Annotated in this window: 17 protein-coding genes; 15 read left to right on the top strand and 2 right to left on the bottom strand. The window is 69.6% G+C overall.

Annotated elements, in window-relative coordinates:
- Window positions 1-14 precede the first annotated feature (14 nt).
- The 3 genes from AB0C82_RS17965 to AB0C82_RS17955 all read left to right on the top strand — a co-directional run bounded on the left by AB0C82_RS17965 (window position 15) and on the right by AB0C82_RS17955 (window position 4,070).
- Complete coding sequence (locus AB0C82_RS17965; RefSeq protein ID WP_362842502.1) at window positions 15-629, top strand: TerD family protein; 615 nt, start codon at window positions 15-17, stop codon at window positions 627-629.
- A 187-nt stretch (window positions 630-816) separates the two neighbouring features.
- Complete coding sequence (locus AB0C82_RS17960; RefSeq protein ID WP_362842499.1) at window positions 817-2,790, top strand: TerD family protein; 1,974 nt, start codon at window positions 817-819, stop codon at window positions 2,788-2,790.
- Between the two features lie 263 nt (window positions 2,791-3,053).
- Entirely contained in the window at window positions 3,054-4,070 is a 1,017-nt protein-coding gene (locus AB0C82_RS17955; RefSeq protein ID WP_362842497.1) for a TerC family protein, read from the top strand.
- A gap of 115 nt (window positions 4,071-4,185) precedes the next feature.
- Here AB0C82_RS17955 and AB0C82_RS17950 read toward each other — a convergent pair whose 3' ends face one another.
- Both AB0C82_RS17950 and AB0C82_RS17945 read right to left on the bottom strand, forming a co-directional pair.
- A complete protein-coding gene (locus tag AB0C82_RS17950; RefSeq protein WP_362842494.1) occupies window positions 4,186-4,842 on the bottom strand; it encodes an MBL fold metallo-hydrolase in 657 nt (218 codons plus the stop codon).
- Between the two features lie 10 nt (window positions 4,843-4,852).
- Complete coding sequence (locus AB0C82_RS17945; protein ID WP_362842491.1) at window positions 4,853-5,539, bottom strand: maleylpyruvate isomerase family mycothiol-dependent enzyme; 687 nt, start codon at window positions 5,537-5,539, stop codon at window positions 4,853-4,855.
- A 175-nt stretch (window positions 5,540-5,714) separates the two neighbouring features.
- Between AB0C82_RS17945 and uvrA the strand changes: the two genes are divergently transcribed.
- From uvrA to pgi, 12 genes are all read left to right on the top strand, one after another.
- On the top strand, window positions 5,715-8,777 hold the full coding sequence (uvrA, locus tag AB0C82_RS17940; protein ID WP_362842488.1) for an excinuclease ABC subunit UvrA: 3,063 nt from the start codon (window positions 5,715-5,717) through the stop codon (window positions 8,775-8,777).
- A 235-nt stretch (window positions 8,778-9,012) separates the two neighbouring features.
- Entirely contained in the window at window positions 9,013-9,441 is a 429-nt protein-coding gene (locus AB0C82_RS17935; protein ID WP_362842485.1) for a Rieske (2Fe-2S) protein, read from the top strand.
- A gap of 95 nt (window positions 9,442-9,536) precedes the next feature.
- On the top strand, window positions 9,537-11,705 hold the full coding sequence (gene uvrC / locus AB0C82_RS17930; RefSeq protein ID WP_362842483.1) for an excinuclease ABC subunit UvrC: 2,169 nt from the start codon (window positions 9,537-9,539) through the stop codon (window positions 11,703-11,705).
- A complete protein-coding gene (gene rapZ / locus AB0C82_RS17925) occupies window positions 11,702-12,688 on the top strand; it encodes an RNase adapter RapZ (protein WP_362842481.1) in 987 nt (328 codons plus the stop codon). The genes uvrC and rapZ overlap by 4 nt, the downstream gene beginning before the upstream one ends.
- On the top strand, window positions 12,685-13,719 hold the full coding sequence (gene yvcK, locus AB0C82_RS17920) for a uridine diphosphate-N-acetylglucosamine-binding protein YvcK (RefSeq protein ID WP_362842479.1): 1,035 nt from the start codon (window positions 12,685-12,687) through the stop codon (window positions 13,717-13,719). The genes rapZ and yvcK overlap by 4 nt, the downstream gene beginning before the upstream one ends.
- Window positions 13,710-14,699 (top strand): DNA-binding protein WhiA, encoded by a 990-nt coding sequence (gene whiA, locus AB0C82_RS17915; RefSeq protein ID WP_362842476.1) that lies wholly within the window; start codon window positions 13,710-13,712, stop codon window positions 14,697-14,699. The genes yvcK and whiA overlap by 10 nt, the downstream gene beginning before the upstream one ends.
- Before the next feature lie 430 nt (window positions 14,700-15,129).
- Entirely contained in the window at window positions 15,130-16,140 is a 1,011-nt protein-coding gene (gap, locus tag AB0C82_RS17910) for a type I glyceraldehyde-3-phosphate dehydrogenase (protein ID WP_362842474.1), read from the top strand.
- 111 nt (window positions 16,141-16,251) lie between these two features.
- Complete coding sequence (locus tag AB0C82_RS17905; protein ID WP_362842472.1) at window positions 16,252-17,463, top strand: phosphoglycerate kinase; 1,212 nt, start codon at window positions 16,252-16,254, stop codon at window positions 17,461-17,463.
- 6 nt (window positions 17,464-17,469) lie between these two features.
- Window positions 17,470-18,246 (top strand): triose-phosphate isomerase, encoded by a 777-nt coding sequence (tpiA, locus tag AB0C82_RS17900; RefSeq protein ID WP_362842469.1) that lies wholly within the window; start codon window positions 17,470-17,472, stop codon window positions 18,244-18,246.
- 119 nt (window positions 18,247-18,365) lie between these two features.
- A complete protein-coding gene (gene secG, locus AB0C82_RS17895; protein ID WP_362842466.1) occupies window positions 18,366-18,596 on the top strand; it encodes a preprotein translocase subunit SecG in 231 nt (76 codons plus the stop codon).
- A 106-nt stretch (window positions 18,597-18,702) separates the two neighbouring features.
- On the top strand, window positions 18,703-19,038 hold the full coding sequence (locus AB0C82_RS17890; RefSeq protein ID WP_136207022.1) for an RNA polymerase-binding protein RbpA: 336 nt from the start codon (window positions 18,703-18,705) through the stop codon (window positions 19,036-19,038).
- Between the two features lie 162 nt (window positions 19,039-19,200).
- On the top strand, window positions 19,201-20,853 hold the full coding sequence (gene pgi / locus AB0C82_RS17885) for a glucose-6-phosphate isomerase (RefSeq protein ID WP_362842463.1): 1,653 nt from the start codon (window positions 19,201-19,203) through the stop codon (window positions 20,851-20,853).
- Window positions 20,854-20,855 lie beyond the last annotated feature (2 nt).

Raw genomic sequence — 20,855 nt, 5'->3', positions numbered from 1 at the left:
AGAGGGGACAGCGCGTGGTGGACGTATCCAAGGGCAATGCGCCCGGGGGCCCTGGCGTCAATCTGACCAAGGGGCAGGCCATCAGCCTGGAGAAGCGGGGCGGGGGAGCGCTCACCGCCGTGCGGATGGGGCTCGGCTGGCAGGCGGCTCCGCGCCGGGGCCTGTTCGGCTCCCGCACCCGGGAGATCGACCTGGACGCCTCGGCGGTGCTGTTCGCCGACAAGCAGCCCGTCGACGTCGTGTTCTTCCGCCACCTCGTCAGCGACGACGGCTCGGTCAAGCACACCGGTGACAACCTGGTCGGCGGAGCCGGTTCGGGCGGGGACGACGAGGCCATCCTCGTGGACCTGCAGCGGGTCCCGGTCCACATCGACCAGATCGTCTTCACGGTGAACTCCTTCACCGGCCAGACGTTCCAGGAGGTGCAGAACGCCTTCTGCCGCATCGTCGACGAGACCAACGGCCAGGAGCTCGCGCGCTACACGCTCGACGGCGGGGGGCAGTACACCGCCCAGATCATGGCGAAGGTGCACCGCGCGGGTAACGGGTGGCAGATGACCGCCCTCGGAAACCCGGCCAACGGCCGCACCTTCCAGGACCTGATGCCCTCCATCCTGCCGCACCTGTAGGCACGGCAGACCTGGCACGCATCGGTCCGAGCAGCTCCCGGAGGCACCCGCCGCCGGGAGCTGCACCGCATGGCGGCCGCGTTCCGCACCGCGCCAACCATCCACCGCGCCGCGACGACCGTCGCACCGCGGCATCCACCGCAGCACCGCACGTACGGCAACGACGCATCGTCGAGGGGACAGGGCAATGACGGCCGAGCTGGTCCGGGGGCAGAACCACACCTTGCCCCAGACCCGTCTGGAGATCCGGGTATCGGCGGGCTCACCCGTCGTGGCCGGTGCCACCCTCGGAGACGAACAGGGCACGGTGCACGGCGTCGAGTGGATCGCCCACCCCGGATCCCCGCAGCTGCCCGGCCTCGAAGTCTCCAAGCAGGCCGCCGCCGATCACCGGCTCGCCGTAGACCTCGACGCACTGCCCGGTTCGGTCCACCGGGTGACGGTGCTGCTGGCCCTGCCCGTCGGAGCGGGCGGCCCGGTGAGGTTCGGCGCGGTCGCCGCACCCTTCGTCGCCGTCACAGGCCTCGACGGCACCGAGATCGCCACCTTCACCCTCACCGGCCTGGACGCCGAATCAGCGGTCACCGCCCTCGAACTCTACCGACGCCAGGGCGTCTGGAAGGTCCGCGCCGTCGGACAGGGGTACGCGGACGGGCTCGCCGAGATGCTCGCCGACCAGGGGGTCGCCCAGGCGGCCGAGCTGGCCGCTTCGATCCAGGCCGCGGTCGCCCGGGGCCTCGCGCGTTCGGTGGCCCCGCCCCCGCCCCGCACACCCGACGGCGACCGGGTGCGCCATGGAGCGGGCCAGGCGAGCCCCGCACCGTCCTCGCTCGACCCGCAGCCCCCGGCATCACCCGCCCCGGCTGCCCCGGAACCGCTGCCCGGCCCATCGGCCGGGGGCCCCACCGCCGGGAGCCCCGCCCCCGCGTCACCGCCGGGCGGCCCCATCAACTACGCGCACCCCCGCCGGGCCACCGCACCCCCGCCGCCCCCGCCCGCGGCTCCGTCCGCGCCGCCGGGATCACCGGCCCCGCCGGTCGCGGGCGACGCCACCGGCTGGTCCATGGACGAGCGCCTCTACAACCAGATCTGGGGCATGTTCGAGGACCTGGCCCGTGCCACCGCGGCGTACCGCAGCGCGGTCGACTTCGCGGAGTCCCGCATGGACCAGGAGCTCGACCGCGCCCTGTCCGACCCGCGCAGCCGGATCGGCGGGGCGGGCGACCGGGCCCGTGAAGCGGCCCGAGCCAAGCGCGACGAGCTCACCTCCCGGGCCCGGGAAGCCCTCGACAGGGACCTCACCCAGCTCGCCGCCGAGGCAGCCGTCGTCGAACCCGCGCTTCCCGCCGCGTACGCGGGCTGGGCCAACCCCGTCTGGCACGCCTACCGGGTCCCGATGGAGATGCCGATGGCCCTGCGCATCGGCGACCTCCACCTGCCCGAGGCCACCGAACTGCGCATCCCCCTGCTCGTACGGCTGCCCCTGGAGCGCGGGATCTGGGTCGACAGCGGGCGTACCGCCTCGGAGGCGGCCGCGCTGATGGAGACGGACCAGCTGCGCCGTCTCGCGATGGAGACGGCCGTCACGCACGCGGCCCGGATGCTCGCCGTCTATCCCGCGGGCGAGTTCTCCGTGCACGTCATCGACCCGGCGGGCTCGGGTGCCGGAGCGCTCGCGCCCCTGGTCCGGTCCGGTGTCCTCGCGGGGCAGCCCGCCGCCGGGCCCGGGGGAGTCTCCTCGGTCCTCGCCCACCTGACGAGGCGCGTCGATCTCGTACAGATGGCGATCCGGGCAGGCGCCGCCGACTCGCTCCCGCCGGACCTGGACACCGGGGAGCAGCTGCTCATCGTCAACGACTTCCCGCACGGCTTCGACGACCGGGCCGTCACGCAGCTGCGCTACCTGGCGGACGAGGGCCCCTCGGTGGGCGTCCATCTGCTGATGGTGGCGGACCGGGAGGACGCCTCGGCGTACGGCCCGGTGCTCGACCCGCTCTGGCGTTCGCTTCTGCGGATCACTCCCGTCGCCGACGACCATCTGGCAGACCCCTGGGTCGGTCACGCGTGGACGTACGAACCCCTGGGACTGCCGGCCGGCAGCCGCGTGCTGGAGCAGGTGCTCGCCAGGGTCGCCGAGGCACGCCGAAACGGCGGTCGCTGACCTCAGGCGCCGGGAAACGGCCTCTCGTCATGCCTCTGACCTGGCCCCTAGGGACTTCTTTACCCTTTCCTTTACCTTCTCTTGGTGTTTCCTGTACTGTTTCTGGGACGGAGGGGAGTATTCCCATACGCGACGTTCCCGTCAGTACGGACTGTGACCGGTCCCGGGGCGTCGGTCGGCCGCGCATCCCGCGCGTTCCGGTGGAAGAGACCTCCGGCAGCGACGACGCTGATCAGTAGCCGTAGCGAACTGCCGGAGGCGCAGTGGACGTTTCATGGACCCTATGGGCACTGACCATTCTTGGTCTCAGTGCTTTGATCGCCGTCGACTTCTTCATCGGGCGCAAGCCTCATGACGTGTCGACCAAGGAAGCCGGAATCTGGACGATCGTCTGGATCGTGCTGGCCGTCCTCTTCGGGCTCGGCCTGCTCGTGGCCGGCGAGAGCCAGGCATCGGGCGAGTTCTTCGCCGGATTCATCACCGAGAAGTCGCTGAGCGTCGACAACCTCTTCGTCTTCGTCCTGATCATGGCGAAGTTCGCGGTTCCCTCGCACCTCCAGCAGCGCGTGCTGCTCATCGGTGTACTGATCGCACTCGTCCTGCGAGCGATCTTCATCGCCGCCGGGGCCGCGGTCATCGAGAACTTCTCGTGGGTGTTCTACATCTTCGGCGCGTTCCTCATCTACACCGCCTGGAAGCTCATCCAGGAGGCGCGGGCCGGTGAGGACGAAGAGGAGTTCGAGGAGAACCGGCTGCTCAAGTCCGTCGAGCGGCGCTTCGGTGTGGCCGACAGCTACCACGGCACCAAGCTCTTCATCGTGAAGAACGGCAAGCGCGTCCTGACCCCGCTGATGGTGGTCATGCTCGCCATCGGCACCACCGACGTGCTGTTCGCGCTGGACTCCATCCCGGCGATCTTCGGCCTGACCCAGGACCCGTACATCGTCTTCACCGCCAACGCCTTCGCCCTGATGGGTCTGCGTCAGCTGTACTTCCTCATCGGCGGTCTGCTGAAGAAGCTGGTCCACCTCAGCTACGGCCTGTCGGTGATCCTCGGCTTCATCGGCGTCAAGCTGGTGCTGCACGCGCTCCACGAGTCCGGGGTGCACGTCCCGGAGATCTCCATCCCGTTCTCGCTGACCTTCATCTGCGGCGTCCTGGTGGTCACCACGATCACCAGCCTGATCGCGAACAAGAAGCAGGAGGCGGCCGAGGCTGCCGAGGCGGGGCCGAAGGCGGCCGGGCCGACCGACGAGGAAAGCAAGAGCATCGACGCCTGAAACGGCTGACCCCGTGGCGTAGAGGAACAAGAGAATCAGAGCAACCGGCACCGGCCGGGGTGAGCGGAACGTTCCGCCCACCCCGGCCGGTGTGGTGTTCGGTGGCCGGGAACGCTCACCAGCCGCGCCGGCGCCACTCCGGCAGATGAGGCCGCTCGTCGCCCAACGTGGTGTCGTGCCCGTGCCCGGGGTAGACCCAGGTCTCGTCCGGGAGCGGCTCGAAGAACTTCGTCTCCACGTCGTGGAGCAGGGTCGCGAAGGCCTCGGGGTCCTTGCGCGTGTTGCCGACCCCGCCCGGGAAGAGGCAGTCCCCGGTGAACAGGTGCGGTGCCCCGTGCGGGTCGTCGTAGACCAGGGCGATGGAGCCCGGGGTGTGTCCGGCGATGTGGCGCGCGGTCAGCTCGACCCGGCCCACCCGGATGATGTCGTTGTCCTCGACAAGCACGTCGGTCGGGACCGGGATGCCCTCGGCGTCGTACCGCCCGGCGTACGTACGGGCTCCGGTGGCGGCCACGACCTCGGCCAGCGCCTGCCAGTGGTCGGCGTGCCGGTGCGTGGTGACGACGGACGCGATGCCGTCGTCACCGATCAGCCGCAGCAGGGTTCCGGCCTCCGTGGGCGCGTCGATGAGGAGCTGCTCGCCTGTGGCCCGGCAGCGCAGCAGATAGGCGTTGTTGTCCATCTGCCCGACCGCGACCTTGGAGATCATCAGATCGGTCAGTTCGTGCACGTCCGCAGGTCCGCCGACCCTGACTGCTCCGCTGTACGTCATACGACTCAGCCTATAGCGGAGGCAGTACGGGAAGGGGGCCTCCCTCCACGGTCAGCGCGGAGCCGTCGCGGCGCCCGCAGAGCCAGCCGAGAACCTCGGGGGCCGTCCCGCGGACCGTGACGGGGCCGCCGTCGGCGCCGCCGCCCGTGGTCCACGTCCGGCCGTCGCCGACCACTGTCGTCGCGACGACGTCGGGGTGCCCGGTGAACCGCTTCGCCAGGAAGTCGTTCTCCCGGGCCACGAAGTCCTCCGGCAGGTCCTCCAGCTCATAGCCGATCCCCAGATCGACGTGGTGCAGTTCGACCTCGATGAGCCGGCGGAAGGGGACACGGGAGGCCGTGTCCGTCACACCGTTGCGCAGGGTGACGGTGCGTGCCCAGTCGGCCGTGCCGGCCGCCGCCTGCAGGAATCCGGCGGCGCTCCCGCGGAGGTCGGCCAGCTGCTCGTCGAGCGGCCGGGGGGCGTCGCGGGCGATGTCCCGGTCCCGGGTTTCGCTGCTCGCGTACATCGGACGCCCTTGGAGAACATTTGCGAGGGCGTCGGCGTTACGTGAGAGGTGGGCCAGTACATGGCCCCGGCTCCACCCCGGAAGCCGTGACGGCTCGGCGAGCGAAACGTTGTCCAATTTGCCCGTCGCGTTGAGCAGTCGATCGGTTGCCTCGCGTACAGCGCCCAGGTCGCGCACATGATCAATCATGACGCCGAGCCTAGCTCCGCCACTCGATCGGGTGAAGGAGTCGGAGCACGGCCGTAAATCGAATGTGCGTGCTATACGCTCGGAGTTGAAAGCCTTCTCCATCGCTGTGGCGCCCCCCATACCCTGGGACAGGGGCTCAGTTCCCCCGCTTCTCTCAAGAAAGGTGCGGACCGGCGTGGCCGACCGTCTCATCGTCCGTGGCGCGCGCGAGCACAACCTCAAGAACGTCTCGCTCGACCTCCCCCGCGATTCCCTCATCGTCTTCACCGGGCTCTCCGGGTCGGGCAAGTCGTCCCTCGCGTTCGACACGATCTTCGCCGAGGGCCAGCGACGCTACGTGGAGTCGCTCTCCTCGTACGCCCGGCAGTTCCTCGGCCAGATGGACAAGCCGGACGTCGACTTCATCGAAGGCCTCTCGCCCGCGGTCTCCATCGACCAGAAGTCGACCTCGCGCAACCCGCGCTCCACGGTCGGCACCATCACGGAGGTCTACGACTACCTCCGGCTGCTGTTCGCCCGGATCGGCAAGCCGCACTGCCCGGAGTGCCGGCGTCCCATCTCGCGTCAGTCGCCGCAGGCCATCGTCGACAAGGTGCTGGGCCTGCCCGAGGGCAGCCGCTTCCAGGTGCTGTCGCCGCTGGTCCGTGAGCGCAAGGGCGAGTTCGTCGATCTCTTCTCCGACCTGCAGACCAAGGGCTACAGCCGGGCGAGGGTCGACGGGCAGACCATCCAGCTCTCCGAGCCGCCCACGCTGAAGAAGCAGGAGAAGCACACCATCGAGGTGGTCATCGACCGCCTCACGGTCAAGGACAGCGCCAAGCGCCGTCTGACCGACTCGGTGGAGACCGCGCTCGGCCTCTCCGGCGGCATGGTCGTGCTCGACTTCGTCGACCTTCCGGAGGACGACCCCGAGCGTGAGCGGATGTTCTCCGAGCACCTCTACTGCCCGTACGACGACCTCTCCTTCGAGGAGCTGGAGCCCCGCTCCTTCTCCTTCAACTCGCCCTTCGGCGCCTGCCCCGACTGCACGGGCATCGGTACGCGCATGGAGGTCGACCCGGAGCTGATCGTCCCGGACGAGGACAAGTCCCTCGACGAGGGCGCGATCCACCCCTGGTCGCACGGGCACACCAAGGAGTACTTCGGGCGGCAGATCGGCGCACTGGCCGAAGCCCTCGGATTCCGTACGGACATCCCCTGGGCCGGACTGCCCCAGCGCGCCAAGAAGGCCCTGCTCTTCGGTCACAAGATCCAGACCGAGGTGCGTTACCGCAACCGGTACGGGCGCGAGCGCGCCTACACCACGCCCTCCTTCGAGGGCGCGGTGCAGTTCGTCAAGCGCCGTCACTCCGAGGCCGAGAGCGACTCGAGCCGGGAGCGCTTCGAGGGGTACATGCGCGAGGTGCCCTGCCCGACCTGTGAGGGCACCCGCCTCAAGCCGCTGGTCCTCGCGGTGACGGTGATGGAGAGGTCCATCGCCGAGGTCGCCGCGATGTCGATCAGTGAGTGCGCCGACTTCCTCGGCCGCCTGAAGCTGAACGCCCGCGACAAGAAGATCGCCGAGCGGGTGCTCAAGGAGGTCAACGAGCGGCTGAAGTTCCTGGTGGACGTCGGCCTGGACTACCTCTCCCTGAACCGCGCCGCGGGCACCCTGTCCGGCGGCGAGGCCCAGCGGATCCGGCTGGCCACCCAGATCGGCTCCGGCCTCGTGGGCGTCCTGTACGTACTGGACGAGCCGTCCATCGGACTGCACCAGCGGGACAACCACCGGCTGATCGAGACCCTGGTCAGGCTCCGCGACATGGGCAACACGCTCATCGTCGTCGAGCACGACGAGGACACCATCAAGGTCGCCGACTGGGTCGTCGACATCGGCCCCGGCGCCGGTGAGCACGGCGGAGAGGTCGTCCACTCGGGCTCGCTCAAGGACCTGCTGGCCAACAAGGAGTCGATCACCGGCCAGTACCTGGCGGGCAAGCGCGCCATCCCGCTGCCCGACATCCGGCGCCCGGCCGACCCGACGCGACAGCTCACCGTGCACGGCGCCCGTGAGAACAACCTCCAGGACATCGACGTCTCCTTCCCGCTCGGTGTGCTCACCGCGGTCACCGGTGTCTCCGGATCGGGAAAGTCGACCCTGGTCAACGACATCCTCTACACCCACCTGGCCCGCGAGCTGAACGGCGCCAAGTCGGTGCCCGGCAGGCACACCCGCGTCGAGGGCGACGACCTCGTCGACAAGGTGGTGCACGTCGACCAGTCGCCGATCGGCCGTACGCCGCGGTCCAACCCGGCCACGTACACCGGAGTCTTCGACCACGTCCGCCGGCTCTTCGCCGAGACGATGGAGGCGAAGGTGCGCGGCTATCTGCCGGGCCGCTTCTCCTTCAACGTCAAGGGCGGCCGCTGCGAGAACTGCTCCGGTGACGGCACCATCAAGATCGAGATGAACTTCCTGCCCGACGTGTACGTCCCGTGCGAGGTCTGCCACGGAGCGCGATACAACCGGGAGACCCTGGAAGTCCACTACAAGGGCAAGTCCATCGCCGAGGTGCTGGACATGCCGATCGAGGAGGGGCTCGAGTTCTTCGAGGCCGTCCCGACGATCGCCCGCCATCTGCGCACCCTCAACGAGGTGGGCCTCGGTTACGTCAGGCTGGGACAGTCCGCTCCGACGCTCTCCGGTGGTGAGGCACAGCGTGTGAAGCTGGCGAGCGAGCTGCAGAAGCGCTCCACGGGCCGCACGGTCTACGTGCTGGACGAGCCGACCACCGGTCTGCACTTCGAGGACATCAGCAAGCTGATCACGGTGCTCTCGGGTCTGGTCGACAAGGGCAACACGGTGATCGTCATCGAGCACAACCTCGATGTCGTCAAGACCGCGGACTGGGTCATCGACATGGGTCCCGAAGGCGGCAACGGAGGCGGCCTGGTCGTCGCCGAGGGCACGCCCGAGGAGATCGCCTCGGTGCCCGCCAGCCACACCGGGAAGTTCCTCCAGGGAATCCTGGGAGCGGACCGGATCAGCGAAGCCGCTCTGCCGGCGGCCCGCAAGCCCGCCCGTAAGGCGGCCGCCAAGCAGGCGGTGGCGGCCAGGACGACCCCGGCCCGCAAGACGGCCACGGCCAAGACGGCCACGGCCAAGACGTCGGCGCAGCCCGCCGCGAAGAAGGCGGCGGCCAAGAAGGCGGCCGTGAAGAAGCCCGCCGCGAAGAGGGCGGCCGCCAAGAAGGCGTGAGCACGGGCTGACCGGACAGCGACCCGCTGTCCGGTACGGCGGTGAAGAGGTGGCGGTCCCCGGCCCGGGGGCCGCCACCTCGCGTCGGGCCTCATCCGCCCTGTCACCTGCCGGAACCGGCCCGGCGGAAAGGCCTCCGATCTCCGCCGGTATCGTCGGTTCTGTCGCTGCCGCCTCCGGGCCCCGACTCCTCGGGTGTCCTGGCGGCTCTGCCCCCTCACCCCGTGGAGCCCGCATGTCAGGCCTGCCCGCCGCCCGCCGTACCGTGCTGAAGGGCGCCGCTCTCGCCGGTGCCGCCGGGCTGGGCGTGGCCGCCTGCTCGACCGAGTCGAAGCTCGGCCACGCGAAGACGCCCACGCCCACCGCGCCCGTCGCGCTCGGCGCGGCGGACGAGGTCCCGGTCGGCGGAGCCAAGCTCTACCGGGAGCAGCGGCTCGTCGTGAGCTGTCCCGCCAAGGGCCAGTACAAGGCGTTCAGCGCGCAGTGCACCCACGGGGGCTGCGTCCTGGACAAGGTCGAGGGCACCGAGGGCCACTGCCCCTGCCACGGCAGCCGCTTCGACACCATGACGGGCAAGGTGCTGCACGGCCCGGCCACCGTGCCGCTGCCCTCCGTCCCGGTCACCGCCGAGGGAGGCAGGCTCGTCGCGGGCCCCGACGCCTGACGGACCGGCAGCGGGGCCCCGGCCGCGCCTTCGGCCCACTCCGCGGGTCCGCCGAGGAAACCGCGCTGTCACTGCTCACAAGTAGGGTGTGAGACATGGCAGACCCCTCCAGCTACCGCCCCAAGCCGGGACAGATCCCCGACTCCCCGGGGGTCTACAAGTTCCGCGACGAGCACCGCAGGGTGATCTACGTCGGGAAGGCCAAGAACCTGCGCCAGCGCGTGGCCAACTACTTCCAGGACCTGGCCAATCTCCACCCGCGCACGCGCACGATGGTCACCACGGCCGCCTCCGTGGAATGGACCGTGGTCTCCACCGAGGTCGAGGCGCTCCAGCTGGAGTACTCCTGGATCAAGGAGTTCGACCCCCGGTTCAACGTCAAGTACCGCGACGACAAGAGCTATCCCTATCTCGCGGTCACCCTCAACGAGGAATTTCCGCGCGTCCAGGTGATGCGAGGGGCCAAGAAGAAGGGCGTGCGCTACTTCGGGCCGTACGGGCACGCGTGGGCGATCCGCGAGACCGTCGACCTGATGCTCCGGGTCTTCCCCGTGCGGACGTGCTCCGCGGGCGTCTTCAAGAACGCCACGCGGACCGGCCGGCCCTGCCTCCTCGGGTACATCGGCAAGTGCTCCGCGCCCTGCGTCGGCCGCGTGACCCCCGAGGAGCACCACGAGCTCGCCGAGGACTTCTGCGACTTCATGGCGGGCCGGACCGGTACGTACATCCGCCGCCTGGAGAAGGACATGATGCAGGCGGCCGAGGAGATGGAGTACGAGCGGGCGGCGCGGCTCCGCGACGACGTGGAGGCCCTCAAGAGGGCCATGGAGAAGAGCGCCGTCGTCCTGGCCGACGCGACCGACGCCGACCTGATCGCCGTCGCCGAGGACGAGCTCGAAGCGGCCGTCCAGATCTTCCACGTCCGCGGCGGCCGGGTCCGCGGCCAGCGCGGCTGGGTCACCGACAAGGTCGAGGCCGTCGACACCGCGGGTCTCGTCGAGCACGCGCTTCAGCAGCTGTACGGGGAGGAGACGGGCGACTCCGTGCCCAAGGAGGTCCTGGTTCCCGCACTTCCCGAGGACGCGGAGGCCGTCGCCCAGTGGCTCGCCGCTCGCCGGGGTTCGCAGGTCAGCCTGCGCATTCCGCAGCGGGGCGACAAGAAGGACCTGATGGCCACGGTCCAGCGCAACGCCCTGCAGGCCCTCGGCCTGCACAAGACCAAGCGTGCCTCCGACCTGACGACCCGCTCCCGCGCCCTGGAGGAGATCTCCGAGGCGCTCGGCCTCGACACGGCCCCGCTGCGCATCGAGTGCTACGACATCTCCCACCTCCAGGGTGACGACGTGGTGGCGTCCATGGTGGTCTTCGAGGACGGCCTCGCACGCAAGAGCGAATACCGCCGCTTCCAGATCAAGGGCTTCGAGGGCCAGGACGACGTCCGGTCGATGCACGAGGTGATCGGACGCCGCTTCAGGCGGTACCTCCAGGACAAGGAGCGGACGGGCGAGTGGGAGGAGACCCCCGCCCCGACGGGCCCCGCCCCGACGGGCCCCGCCCCTGCAGTCACCGCCACGACAGGCCCAGCTCCGACAGGCGTCGCCCCGGCAGGCACGCTTCCGACGGCCCTCGCCCCGGAAGGCGCGGCCCCGGGCGGCCCCGCTCCCACCGGCCCCGTACCGGCTCCCACCGGCCTCCTGGCCGCCGACGGCGACTCCGGGAGCGAGCCCCGGGAGGACGACGGCCGGCCCAAGCGGTTCGCGTATCCGCCGCAGCTCGTCGTCGTCGACGGCGGGCAGCCCCAGGTGGCCGCAGCCAAACGCGCCCTCGACGAGTTGGGCATCGACGACATCGCCGTCTGCGGCCTCGCCAAGCGCCTCGAAGAGGTCTGGCTGCCCGATGACGACGACCCCGTCGTCATGCCCCGCTCCAGCGAAGGGCTCTATCTCCTCCAGCGGATCCGTGACGAGGCCCACCGCTTCGCCATCACGTATCAGCGCGCCAAGCGCGCCAAGCGCATCCGCAGCAGCCCCCTGGACGACGTCGCGGGTCTCGGAGAGAGCCGGAAGCAGGCTCTGATCAAGCATTTCGGTTCCGTGAGGAAGCTGCGGCAGGCGACAATCGAGGAGATCTGCGAGGTTCCGGGGATAGGACGCAGGACGGCGGAATCAGTGGCCGCCGCCCTCGCCTCGACCGCCCCGGCCGCGCCCGCCGTGAACACGGCCACAGGAGAGATCATTGAAGAGGACGACGGGGGAACGTCATGACTGAGCACGAGAACGAACGCGCACACGAGACCGAAGCCGGGCATCACAGCACCGACCGAGCAGACGGAGCAGCACACGTGAGTACGGGCGCCACGAACGAGACGGACGAGGCCACCGCGCCGGCCATCCCCGAACTGGTGATCATCTCCGGCATGTCCGGCGCCGGGCGAAGCACCGCCGCCAAGTGTCTGGAGGACCTCGGCTGGTTCGTCGTCGACAACCTCCCGCCCGCGCTGATCCCCACCATGGTGGAGCTCGGCGCCCGGTCCCAGGGCAACGTCGCCCGGATCGCCGTCGTCGTCGACGTCCGGGGCCGCCGCTTCTTCGACAACCTCCGGGAGTCCCTCGCGGACCTGGAGGCCAAGCACGTCACCCGGCGCATCGTGTTCCTGGAGTCCTCGGACGACGCCCTCGTGCGCCGCTTCGAGTCGGTCCGCCGCCCGCACCCCCTCCAGGGCGACGGCCGCATCGTCGACGGCATCGACGCCGAGCGCGATCTGCTGCGCGAGCTGCGCGGCGACGCCGACCTGGTGATCGACACCTCCAGCCTCAACGTCCACGAGCTGCGCGCCAAGATGGACGCCCAGTTCGCCGGCGACGAGAAGCCCGAGCTGCGGGCCACGGTGATGTCGTTCGGCTACAAGTACGGGCTTCCGGTCGACGCCGACCTGGTCGTGGACTGCCGCTTCCTGCCGAACCCGCACTGGGTCCCGGAGCTGCGCCCGTTCACCGGGCTGAACGAGGAGGTGTCCGCGTACGTCTTCGACCAGCCGGGCGCCAAGGAGTTCCTGAACCAGTACACGGAGCTGCTCCAGCTCATCGCCACCGGGTACCGCCGCGAGGGCAAGCGCTACGTGACCGTCGCCGTGGGATGCACGGGCGGCAAGCACCGCTCCGTGGCGATGTCGGAGAAGCTGGCCGCCCGGCTGGCCACGGAAGGCATCGAGACCGTCCTCGTCCACAGGGACATGGGGCGCGAGTGACCAATCGCAACCTGCGTCTCCGGCGGTTGAGCAGGGCGACCTCCGCGCTGTCCGGACGCAAGCGTGGCGCCCAGCCCAAGGTCGTCGCCCTGGGCGGCGGCATGGGACTGTCGGCCTCCCTCACGGCTCTGCGCCGGATAACGGGCGATCTCACGGCCGTGGTCACCGTCGCCGACGACGGGGGCTCCAGCGGCCGGCTCCGCGAGGAGCTCGGCGTGCTGCCCCCCGGCGACCTCCGCAAGGCGCTGGCCGCGCTCTGCGGCGACGACGAATGGGGCCAGACCTGGGCCCAGGTCATCCAGCACCGCTTCGAGTCCAAGGGCGACCTGCACGAACACGCGGTCGGCAACCTGCTGATCGTCGCCCTCTGGGAGCAGCTCGGCGACCACGTACAGGCGCTGGACCTCGTCGGCAAGCTCCTCGGCGCCCACGGCCGGGTGCTGCCGATGTCGGCCGTGCCCCTGGAGCTCCAGGCGCTCGTGCGGGGGCACGACCCGGAGCACCCCGAGGACATCGTCACCGTGCGCGGGCAGGCGACCGTGGCGCTCACCCCGGGCGAGGTGCAGTCCGTGCACGTCGTCCCGGCCGACCCGCCCGCCGTACCGGAAGCGGTCGCCGCCGTCCTGGACGCCGACTGGGTGGTGCTCGGTCCGGGATCCTGGTTCTCGTCGGTGATCCCGCACCTCCTCGTCCCGGAACTGCTCGACGCGCTGGTCGCCACGAAGGCCCGGAAGGTGCTCTCGCTGAACCTCGCGCCGCAACCCGGTGAAACAGAAGGCTTCTCACCGCAGCGTCATTTGGAGGTTTTGGGACGACACGCCCCTAAACTCGCCTTGGACGTGGTGTTGGCCGACGAGGCCGCCGTGCCCGACCGTGAGTCCCTCGCCGACGCCGCAGAACGGCTCGGCGCCGCGGTCGAGCTGGCGCCGGTTGCTTCACCCGATGGCGTTCCGATCCATGATCCGGAGCTGTTGGCCGCCGCGTACGACCGTATTTTTCGGATGCATGGAAGGATCGGCCCATGGCGATGACGCCAGCGGTGAAGGACGAAATCTCTCGGCTTCCCGTAACCCGGACCTGCTGCAGGAAGGCAGAAGTCTCGGCGATTCTTCGGTTCGCGGGTGGGCTGCACCTGGTGAGCGGCCGGATTGTGATCGAGGCGGAGCTGGACACCGCGAACGCGGCGCGCCGGCTGAAGCGGGACATTCTCGAAATCTTCGGGCACAGCTCGGAACTGATCGTGATGGCGCCCGGCGGGCTGCGGCGCGGCTCCCGCTTCGTCGTACGGGTGGTGGCGGGCGGCGACCAGCTGGCCCGCCAGACAGGACTGGTGGACGGCCGCGGCCGTCCCATCCGCGGGCTGCCCCCGCAGGTGGTCTCGGGGGCCACCTGCGATGCCGAGGCGGCCTGGCGCGGGGCCTTCCTGGCGCACGGCTCGCTCACCGAGCCGGGCCGTTCGTCCTCGCTGGAGGTGACCTGTCCGGGTCCCGAGGCGGCGCTCGCCCTGGTCGGCGCGGCCCGCAGGCTCTCCATCGCGGCGAAGGCGCGCGAGGTGCGCGGCGTGGACCGCGTCGTCGTCCGCGACGGCGATGCCATCGGCGCGCTCCTGACCCGGCTCGGCGCACACGACGCCGTGCTGGCCTGGGAGGAGCGCCGGATGCGGCGCGAGGTCCGCGCCACGGCGAACCGCCTCGCCAATTTCGATGACGCCAACCTGCGCCGCTCGGCACGGGCGGCGGTGGCCGCGGGCGCCCGTGTGGGGCGCGCGCTTGAGATCCTCGGCGAAGAGGTTCCCGAGCACCTCGCGGCGGCCGGACGGCTGCGCATGGAGCACAAGCAGGCGTCCCTGGAGGAGCTGGGAGCGCTGGCCGAGCCGCCGCTGACCAAGGACGCGGTCGCCGGCCGCATCCGCCGGCTGCTGGCCATGGCCGACAAGCGGGCCCAGGACCTGGGCATCCCGGGGACGGAGTCCACCCTGAGCGAGGAGCTGGCCGACGGCCTCGTCGGCTGACCGCTCTCCCGTCAGGACACCTCGCCCGGATACTCCCTCGGATATCCAGCCCGGACATCTCGCCCGGACATGCCACTGCCGGCGCCCCGCAACGGTGCGCCGGCAGTGGCATGTCCGGGTCCGGATACCTCACAGGCGCGGCCGCGCGCAAGCATGTCCTGCCGGAAAGAGGCGCAGGACACAGGGGTGTTGGCGCCCGACGGCGGGTGCGCCCGGCTCCGTCGTCGGGCCGTCGCCGGGCTCCCGGCCGTGGCGCGACCCAGGAGCGGAGGCGCGAAGTCCTACTCGGGAGTAGGACTTCCCGGCCCCGTCAGGGCGCTCTCGATGTCACTTCCCGGTCCCCGGAGGGGTAGGGTCGGAGGCGGTCGGGGACATCCCTATACAACTCGCCGGCGTCGAAAACCGGCGTACCTAACGAGGAGATCGGTTCGTGACGATCCGCGTAGGCATCAACGGCTTTGGCCGCATCGGACGTAACTACTTCCGCGCGCTGCTGGAGCAGGGTGCGGACATCGAGATCGTGGCTGTCAACGACCTGGGTGACACTGCGACCACGGCCCACCTGCTGAAGTACGACACCATTCTGGGTCGTCTCAAGGCAGAGGTGAGCCACACCGCCGACACCATCACCGTCGACGGTCACACCATCAAGGTGCTCTCCGAGCGCAACCCCGCCGACCTGCCCTGGGGCGAGCTGGGCGTCGACGTCGTCATCGAGTCGACCGGCATCTTCACCAAGAAGGCCGACGCCGAGAAGCACATCGCCGGTGGCGCCAAGAAGGTCCTCATCTCGGCTCCGGCCAAGGACGAGGACATCACGATCGTGATGGGCGTCAACCAGGAGAAGTACGACGCGGCCAACCACCACGTCATCTCCAACGCCTCCTGCACCACCAACTGTGTGGCGCCGATGGCCAAGGTTCTCGACGAGAACTTCGGCATCGTCAAGGGCCTGATGACGACGGTCCACGCGTACACGAACGACCAGCGGATCCTGGACTTCCCGCACTCGGACCTGCGTCGCGCCCGCGCCGCCGCCGAGAACATCATCCCGACCACGACCGGTGCCGCCAAGGCCACCGCTCTGGTCCTTCCGCAGCTCAAGGGCAAGCTCGACGGCATCGCGATGCGCGTGCCGGTCCCGACCGGTTCGGCCACCGACCTGGTCGTCGAGCTGGGCCGCGAGGTCACCAAGGACGAGGTCAACGCCGCGTTCAAGAAGGCGTCCGACGACGGTGACCTCAAGGGGTACCTCGCGTACACCGAGGACCCGATCGTATCCTCGGACATCGTCGGTGACCCGGCGTCCTGCACCTTCGACTCTTCCATGACGATGGTTCAGGAAGGCAAGACGGTGAAGATCCTCGGCTGGTACGACAACGAGTGGGGTTACTCCAACCGTCTCGTCGACCTGACGGAATTCGTCGGCGGCCAGCTCTGATCTTCGGAGCGGCAGGCAACTCGATGTGAGCATGGGGCTCGGACGGCGCAACGTGGCGCCGTTCGAGCCCCGTCGTGTGCTCTCTCGCCCTTCCAAGGAGTACCGGAACAGATGAAGACGATCGACGAACTTCTCGCCGAAGGGGTCGCGGGCAAGCGGGTATTCGTCCGCGCCGACCTCAACGTGCCGCTCGACGGCACCACGATCACGGACGACGGCCGCATCCGCGCCGTCGCGCCCACGATCGCCAAACTCGCCGAAGCCGGCGCGCGGGTCATCGTCGCCTCGCACCTCGGCCGCCCCAAGGGCGCACCCGACCCGGCGTTCTCGCTGGCACCCGCGGCGGCACGCCTCGGCGAGCTGCTCGGCGCCGAGGTCGCGTTCGCGACCGACACGGTCGGCGACTCCGCCCGGGCCACGGTCGCCGCCCTCACCGACGGCCACGTCGCCGTCGTCGAGAACCTCCGCTTCAACGCCGGTGAGACGTCCAAGGACGACGCCGAGCGCGGTGCCTTCGCCGACCAGCTGGCGGAGCTCGCCGATCTGTACGTGGGCGACGGCTTCGGTGCCGTCCACCGCAAGCACGCGTCGGTCTTCGACCTCCCGGCCCGGCTGCCGCACGCGGCCGGCGATCTGATCGCCACCGAGGTCGGCGTCCTGAAGAAGCTCACCGAGGACGTCGAGCGCCCGTACGCCGTCGTACTCGGCGGCTCCAAGGTCTCGGACAAGCTCGGCGTCATCGACCACCTCCTGGAGCGGGCCGACCGCATCCTCATCGGCGGCGGCATGGCGTACACCTTCCTCAAGGCCCAGGGCCACGAGGTGGGCAGTTCCCTCCTGCAGGAGGACCAGATCCCGGCGGTGCTGAAGTACCTGAAGCGGGCCGAGGAGAAGGGCGTGGAGTTCGTCCTCCCCGTCGACGTCGTCGTCTCCGAGCAGTTCCCGGACCTGAAGACCAAGGCCCCGAGCCACCCCGTCACGGTCGCCGCCGACGCCATCCCGGCCGGCTCGATGGGTCTGGACAACGGCCCCGAGACCAACGCGCTGTACGCCGCGAAGCTCGCCGACGCGGCCACGGTCTTCTGGAACGGTCCCATGGGTGTCTTCGAGCACCCCGACTACGCCGAGGGCACCAAGGCGGTCGCCCAGGCCCTCGTCGACTCCCCGGCCTTCAGCGTCGTCGGCGGCGGAGACAGTGCCGCCGCCGTGCGCATCCTGGGCTTCGACGAGAATGCATTCGGCCATATCTCGACCGGTGGCGGCGCCAGCCTCGAATACCTCGAGGGCAAGACGCTTCCCGGCCTCGCCGCACTGGAGGACTGACACTCAATGACTACCCGCACCCCGCTGATGGCGGGCAACTGGAAGATGAACCTCAACCATCTCGAGGCCATCGCCCACACCCAGAAGCTCGCCTTCGCCCTGGCCGACAAGGACTACGACGCCGTAGAGGTCGCCGTCCTGCCGCCCTTCACCGACCTGCGCTCCGTGCAGACGCTGGTGGACGGTGACAAGCTGAAGATCAAGTTCGGTGCCCAGGACATCTCGGCGCATGAGTCCGGTGCGTACACCGGTGAGATCTCAGGCGCCATGCTTGCCAAGCTGAAGTGCACGTACGTGGCCGTCGGCCACAGCGAGCGCCGCCAGTACCACGGCGAGAACGACGAGATCTGCAACGCCAAGGTGAAGGCCGCGTACAAGCACGGCCTGACCCCGATCCTCTGCGTCGGCGAGGGCCTGGACATCCGCAAGGCCGGTGACCAGGTCTCCTACACCCTCGCGCAGCTCGACGGCGCCCTCAAGGACATCCCGGCCGAGCAGGCCGAGTCCATCGTGATCGCTTACGAGCCGGTCTGGGCCATCGGGACGGGCGAGGTCGCCACCCCCGAGGACGCCCAGGAGGTCTGCGGAGCGATCCGTGGCCGGCTGGCCGAGCTGTACTCGCAGGAGCTGGCCGACGCCGTCCGCATCCAGTACGGCGGCTCCGTGAAGTCCGGCAACGTGGCGGCCATCATGGCGCAGCCCGATGTCGACGGCGCACTGGTCGGCGGCGCTGCGCTGGACGCCGAGGAGTTCGTCAAGATCGTCCGCTTCCGCGACCAGTGAGTATGCGGTAGCGCGGATCCGTCGTACCCTAGCGGGGGCCGAGGGGGGTTACCCTCCGGCCCCCGTTGTCCGTGTGTGCAGTCCAAGGTAATTCCGGAAAGTAGGGACCAGCCGTGATTATGGGGTTCTCGATCGCCCTGATCGTCTTCAGCCTGCTGCTGATGCTGCTGGTGCTGATGCACAAGGGAAAGGGCGGCGGCCTCTCCGACATGTTCGGTGGCGGTATGCAGTCGTCCGTCGGTGGCTCCTCCGTCGCCGAGCGCAACCTCGACCGCATCACCGTGGTGGTCGGTCTGGCATGGTTCGCATGCATTGTCGTACTTGGTCTGCTGATGAAGCTGGACAACTGACCCGGCGTCCGCGATTCCCGGTGAAGTAACTCCAATCACTGGACGCGCGTTGGGCCTTACGTAGACTGGGGCATCTTCGAGCACCATCACGCAGGGAGTTACGACCGTGGCAAGTGGCAACGCGATCCGGGGAAGCCGGGTCGGAGCGGGGCCGATGGGAGAGGCCGAGCGGGGCGAGTCCGCGCCGCGCCTCCGCATCTCCTTCTGGTGCTCGAACGGGCACGAGACGCAGCCGAGCTTCGCCCATGACGCGCAGGTCCCGGAGACCTGGGACTGCCCGCGCTGCGGCTTCCCGGCCGGCCAGGACCGGGACAGCCCGCCCGACCCGCCGCGCACCGAGCCGTACAAGACGCACCTGGCGTACGTACGCGAGCGGCGCAGCGACGCGGACGGCGAGGCCATTCTTGCCGAAGCGCTCGCGAAACTCCGCGGCGAAATCTAGCTCCCCGCCTGTTGTTCACCGGCCGGTCACCCCAAGGGTGCCCGGCCGGGCCGCTTTTCCCGTGCCGCATACCGCCCTCGCGCCGCACACCCCTCGGATCAATTAGGTTGGTGGGGCAGCGGGGCATGTGCAGGTACGAGAAGAAGTGGGCTGATACCCGGGATGAACGCACAAAGCCGAACGAAGCTCAATCAGACGCCCGAGTGGACGGCTCTCGGCAAGCACCGTGAGGAACTCGGCGCGACCCAGCTGCGACAGCTGTTCGCCGAGGCACCGGACCGCGGGAGCGACTACTCGCTCCGGGTCGGCGACCTGCTCGTCGACTACTCCAAGAACCTGGTCACCGACGAGACGCTCCGCCTGCTGCGCGAGCTCGCCGCGACCACCCAGGTCGCGGAGCTGCGGGACGCGATGTTCCGCGGCGAGAAGATCAACACCACCGAGGACCGCGCCGTCCTGCACACCGCGCTCCGCGCTCCGCGCGACGCCGTGATCGAGGTCGACGGCGAGAACGTGGTGCCCGCCGTGCACGACGTCCTGGACAAGATGGCGGCCTTCTCCGACCGTGTCAGGTCGGGGGAGTGGACGGGCCACACGGGCAGGCGCATCAAGAACGTCGTGAACATCGGCATCGGCGGCTCCGACCTCGGTCCCGCCATGGCGTACGAGGCACTGCGCTCCTTCACGGACCGCTCGCTCACCCTCCGTTTCGTGTCGAACGTCGACGGCGCCGACCTCCACGAGGCCCTGCAGGGCCTGGACCCGGCCGAGACGCTGTTCGTCATCGCCTCGAAGACGTTCACCACGATCGAGACCATCACCAACGCCACCTCGGCGCGCGACTGGCTGCTGACGGGCCTGAGCGCGGGTCAGGACGCCGTCGCCAAGCACTTCGTGGCGCTTTCGACCAACGCCGGGAAGGTCGCCGACTTCGGCATCGACACGGCCAACATGTTCGAGTTCTGGGACTGGGTCGGCGGCCGTTACTCGTACGACTCGGCGATCGGGCTCTCCCTGATGATCGCCATCGGTCCGGACCGCTTCCGCGAGATGCTCGACGGCTTCCACCTCGTCGACGAGCACTTCCGCAACGCCCCGGCCGAGGAGAACGCCCCGCTGCTGCTCGGCCTGCTGGGAGTCTGGTACGGCGGGTTCTTCGACGCCCAGTCCCACGCCGTGCTGCCCTACAGCCACTATCTGTCCAAGTTCACCGCGTACTTGCAGCAGCTGGACATGGAGTCCAACGGCAAGTCCGTGGACCGGGACGGCAATCCGGTGGAGTGGCAGACCGGACCGGTCGTCTGGGGCACGCCCGGGACCAACGGGCAGCACGCCTACTACCAGTTGATCCACCAGGGCACCAAGGTCATCCCCGCCGACTTCATCGGTTTCGCGGAGCCGGTCGATGACCTGCTGCCCGGGCTGGTCGCCCAGCACGACCTGCTGATGGCCAACTTCTTCGCCCAGACCCAGGCGCTGGCCTTCGGCAAGACGCCTGACGAGGTCCGGGCCGAGGGCGTGCCCGAGGAACTGGTGCCGCACAAGACGTTCCGCGGCAACCACCCGACGACCACGATCCTCGCGGACCGGCTCACCCCGTCGGTGCTCGGCCAGCTCATCGCGCTGTACGAGCACAAGGTCTTCGTCCAGGGAGCCGTCTGGAACATCGACTCCTTCGACCAGTGGGGCGTCGAACTCGGCAAGGTCCTGGCCAAGAAGATCGAGCCGGTACTGACCGAGGGCACCGGCGGAGAGCGGCTCGACAGCTCGACCGCCGCGCTCGTCGCCGCCTACCGCACCCTGCGGGGACGCTGAGC

Origin of the sequence: Streptomyces sp. NPDC048560 (assembly GCF_040650955.1) — a bacterium.
Taxonomy (GTDB): Bacteria; Actinomycetota; Actinomycetes; order Streptomycetales; family Streptomycetaceae; genus Streptomyces.
Note: the sequence above shows the minus strand (reverse complement) of the source record. Positions and strands in the feature narration are given on the sequence as shown.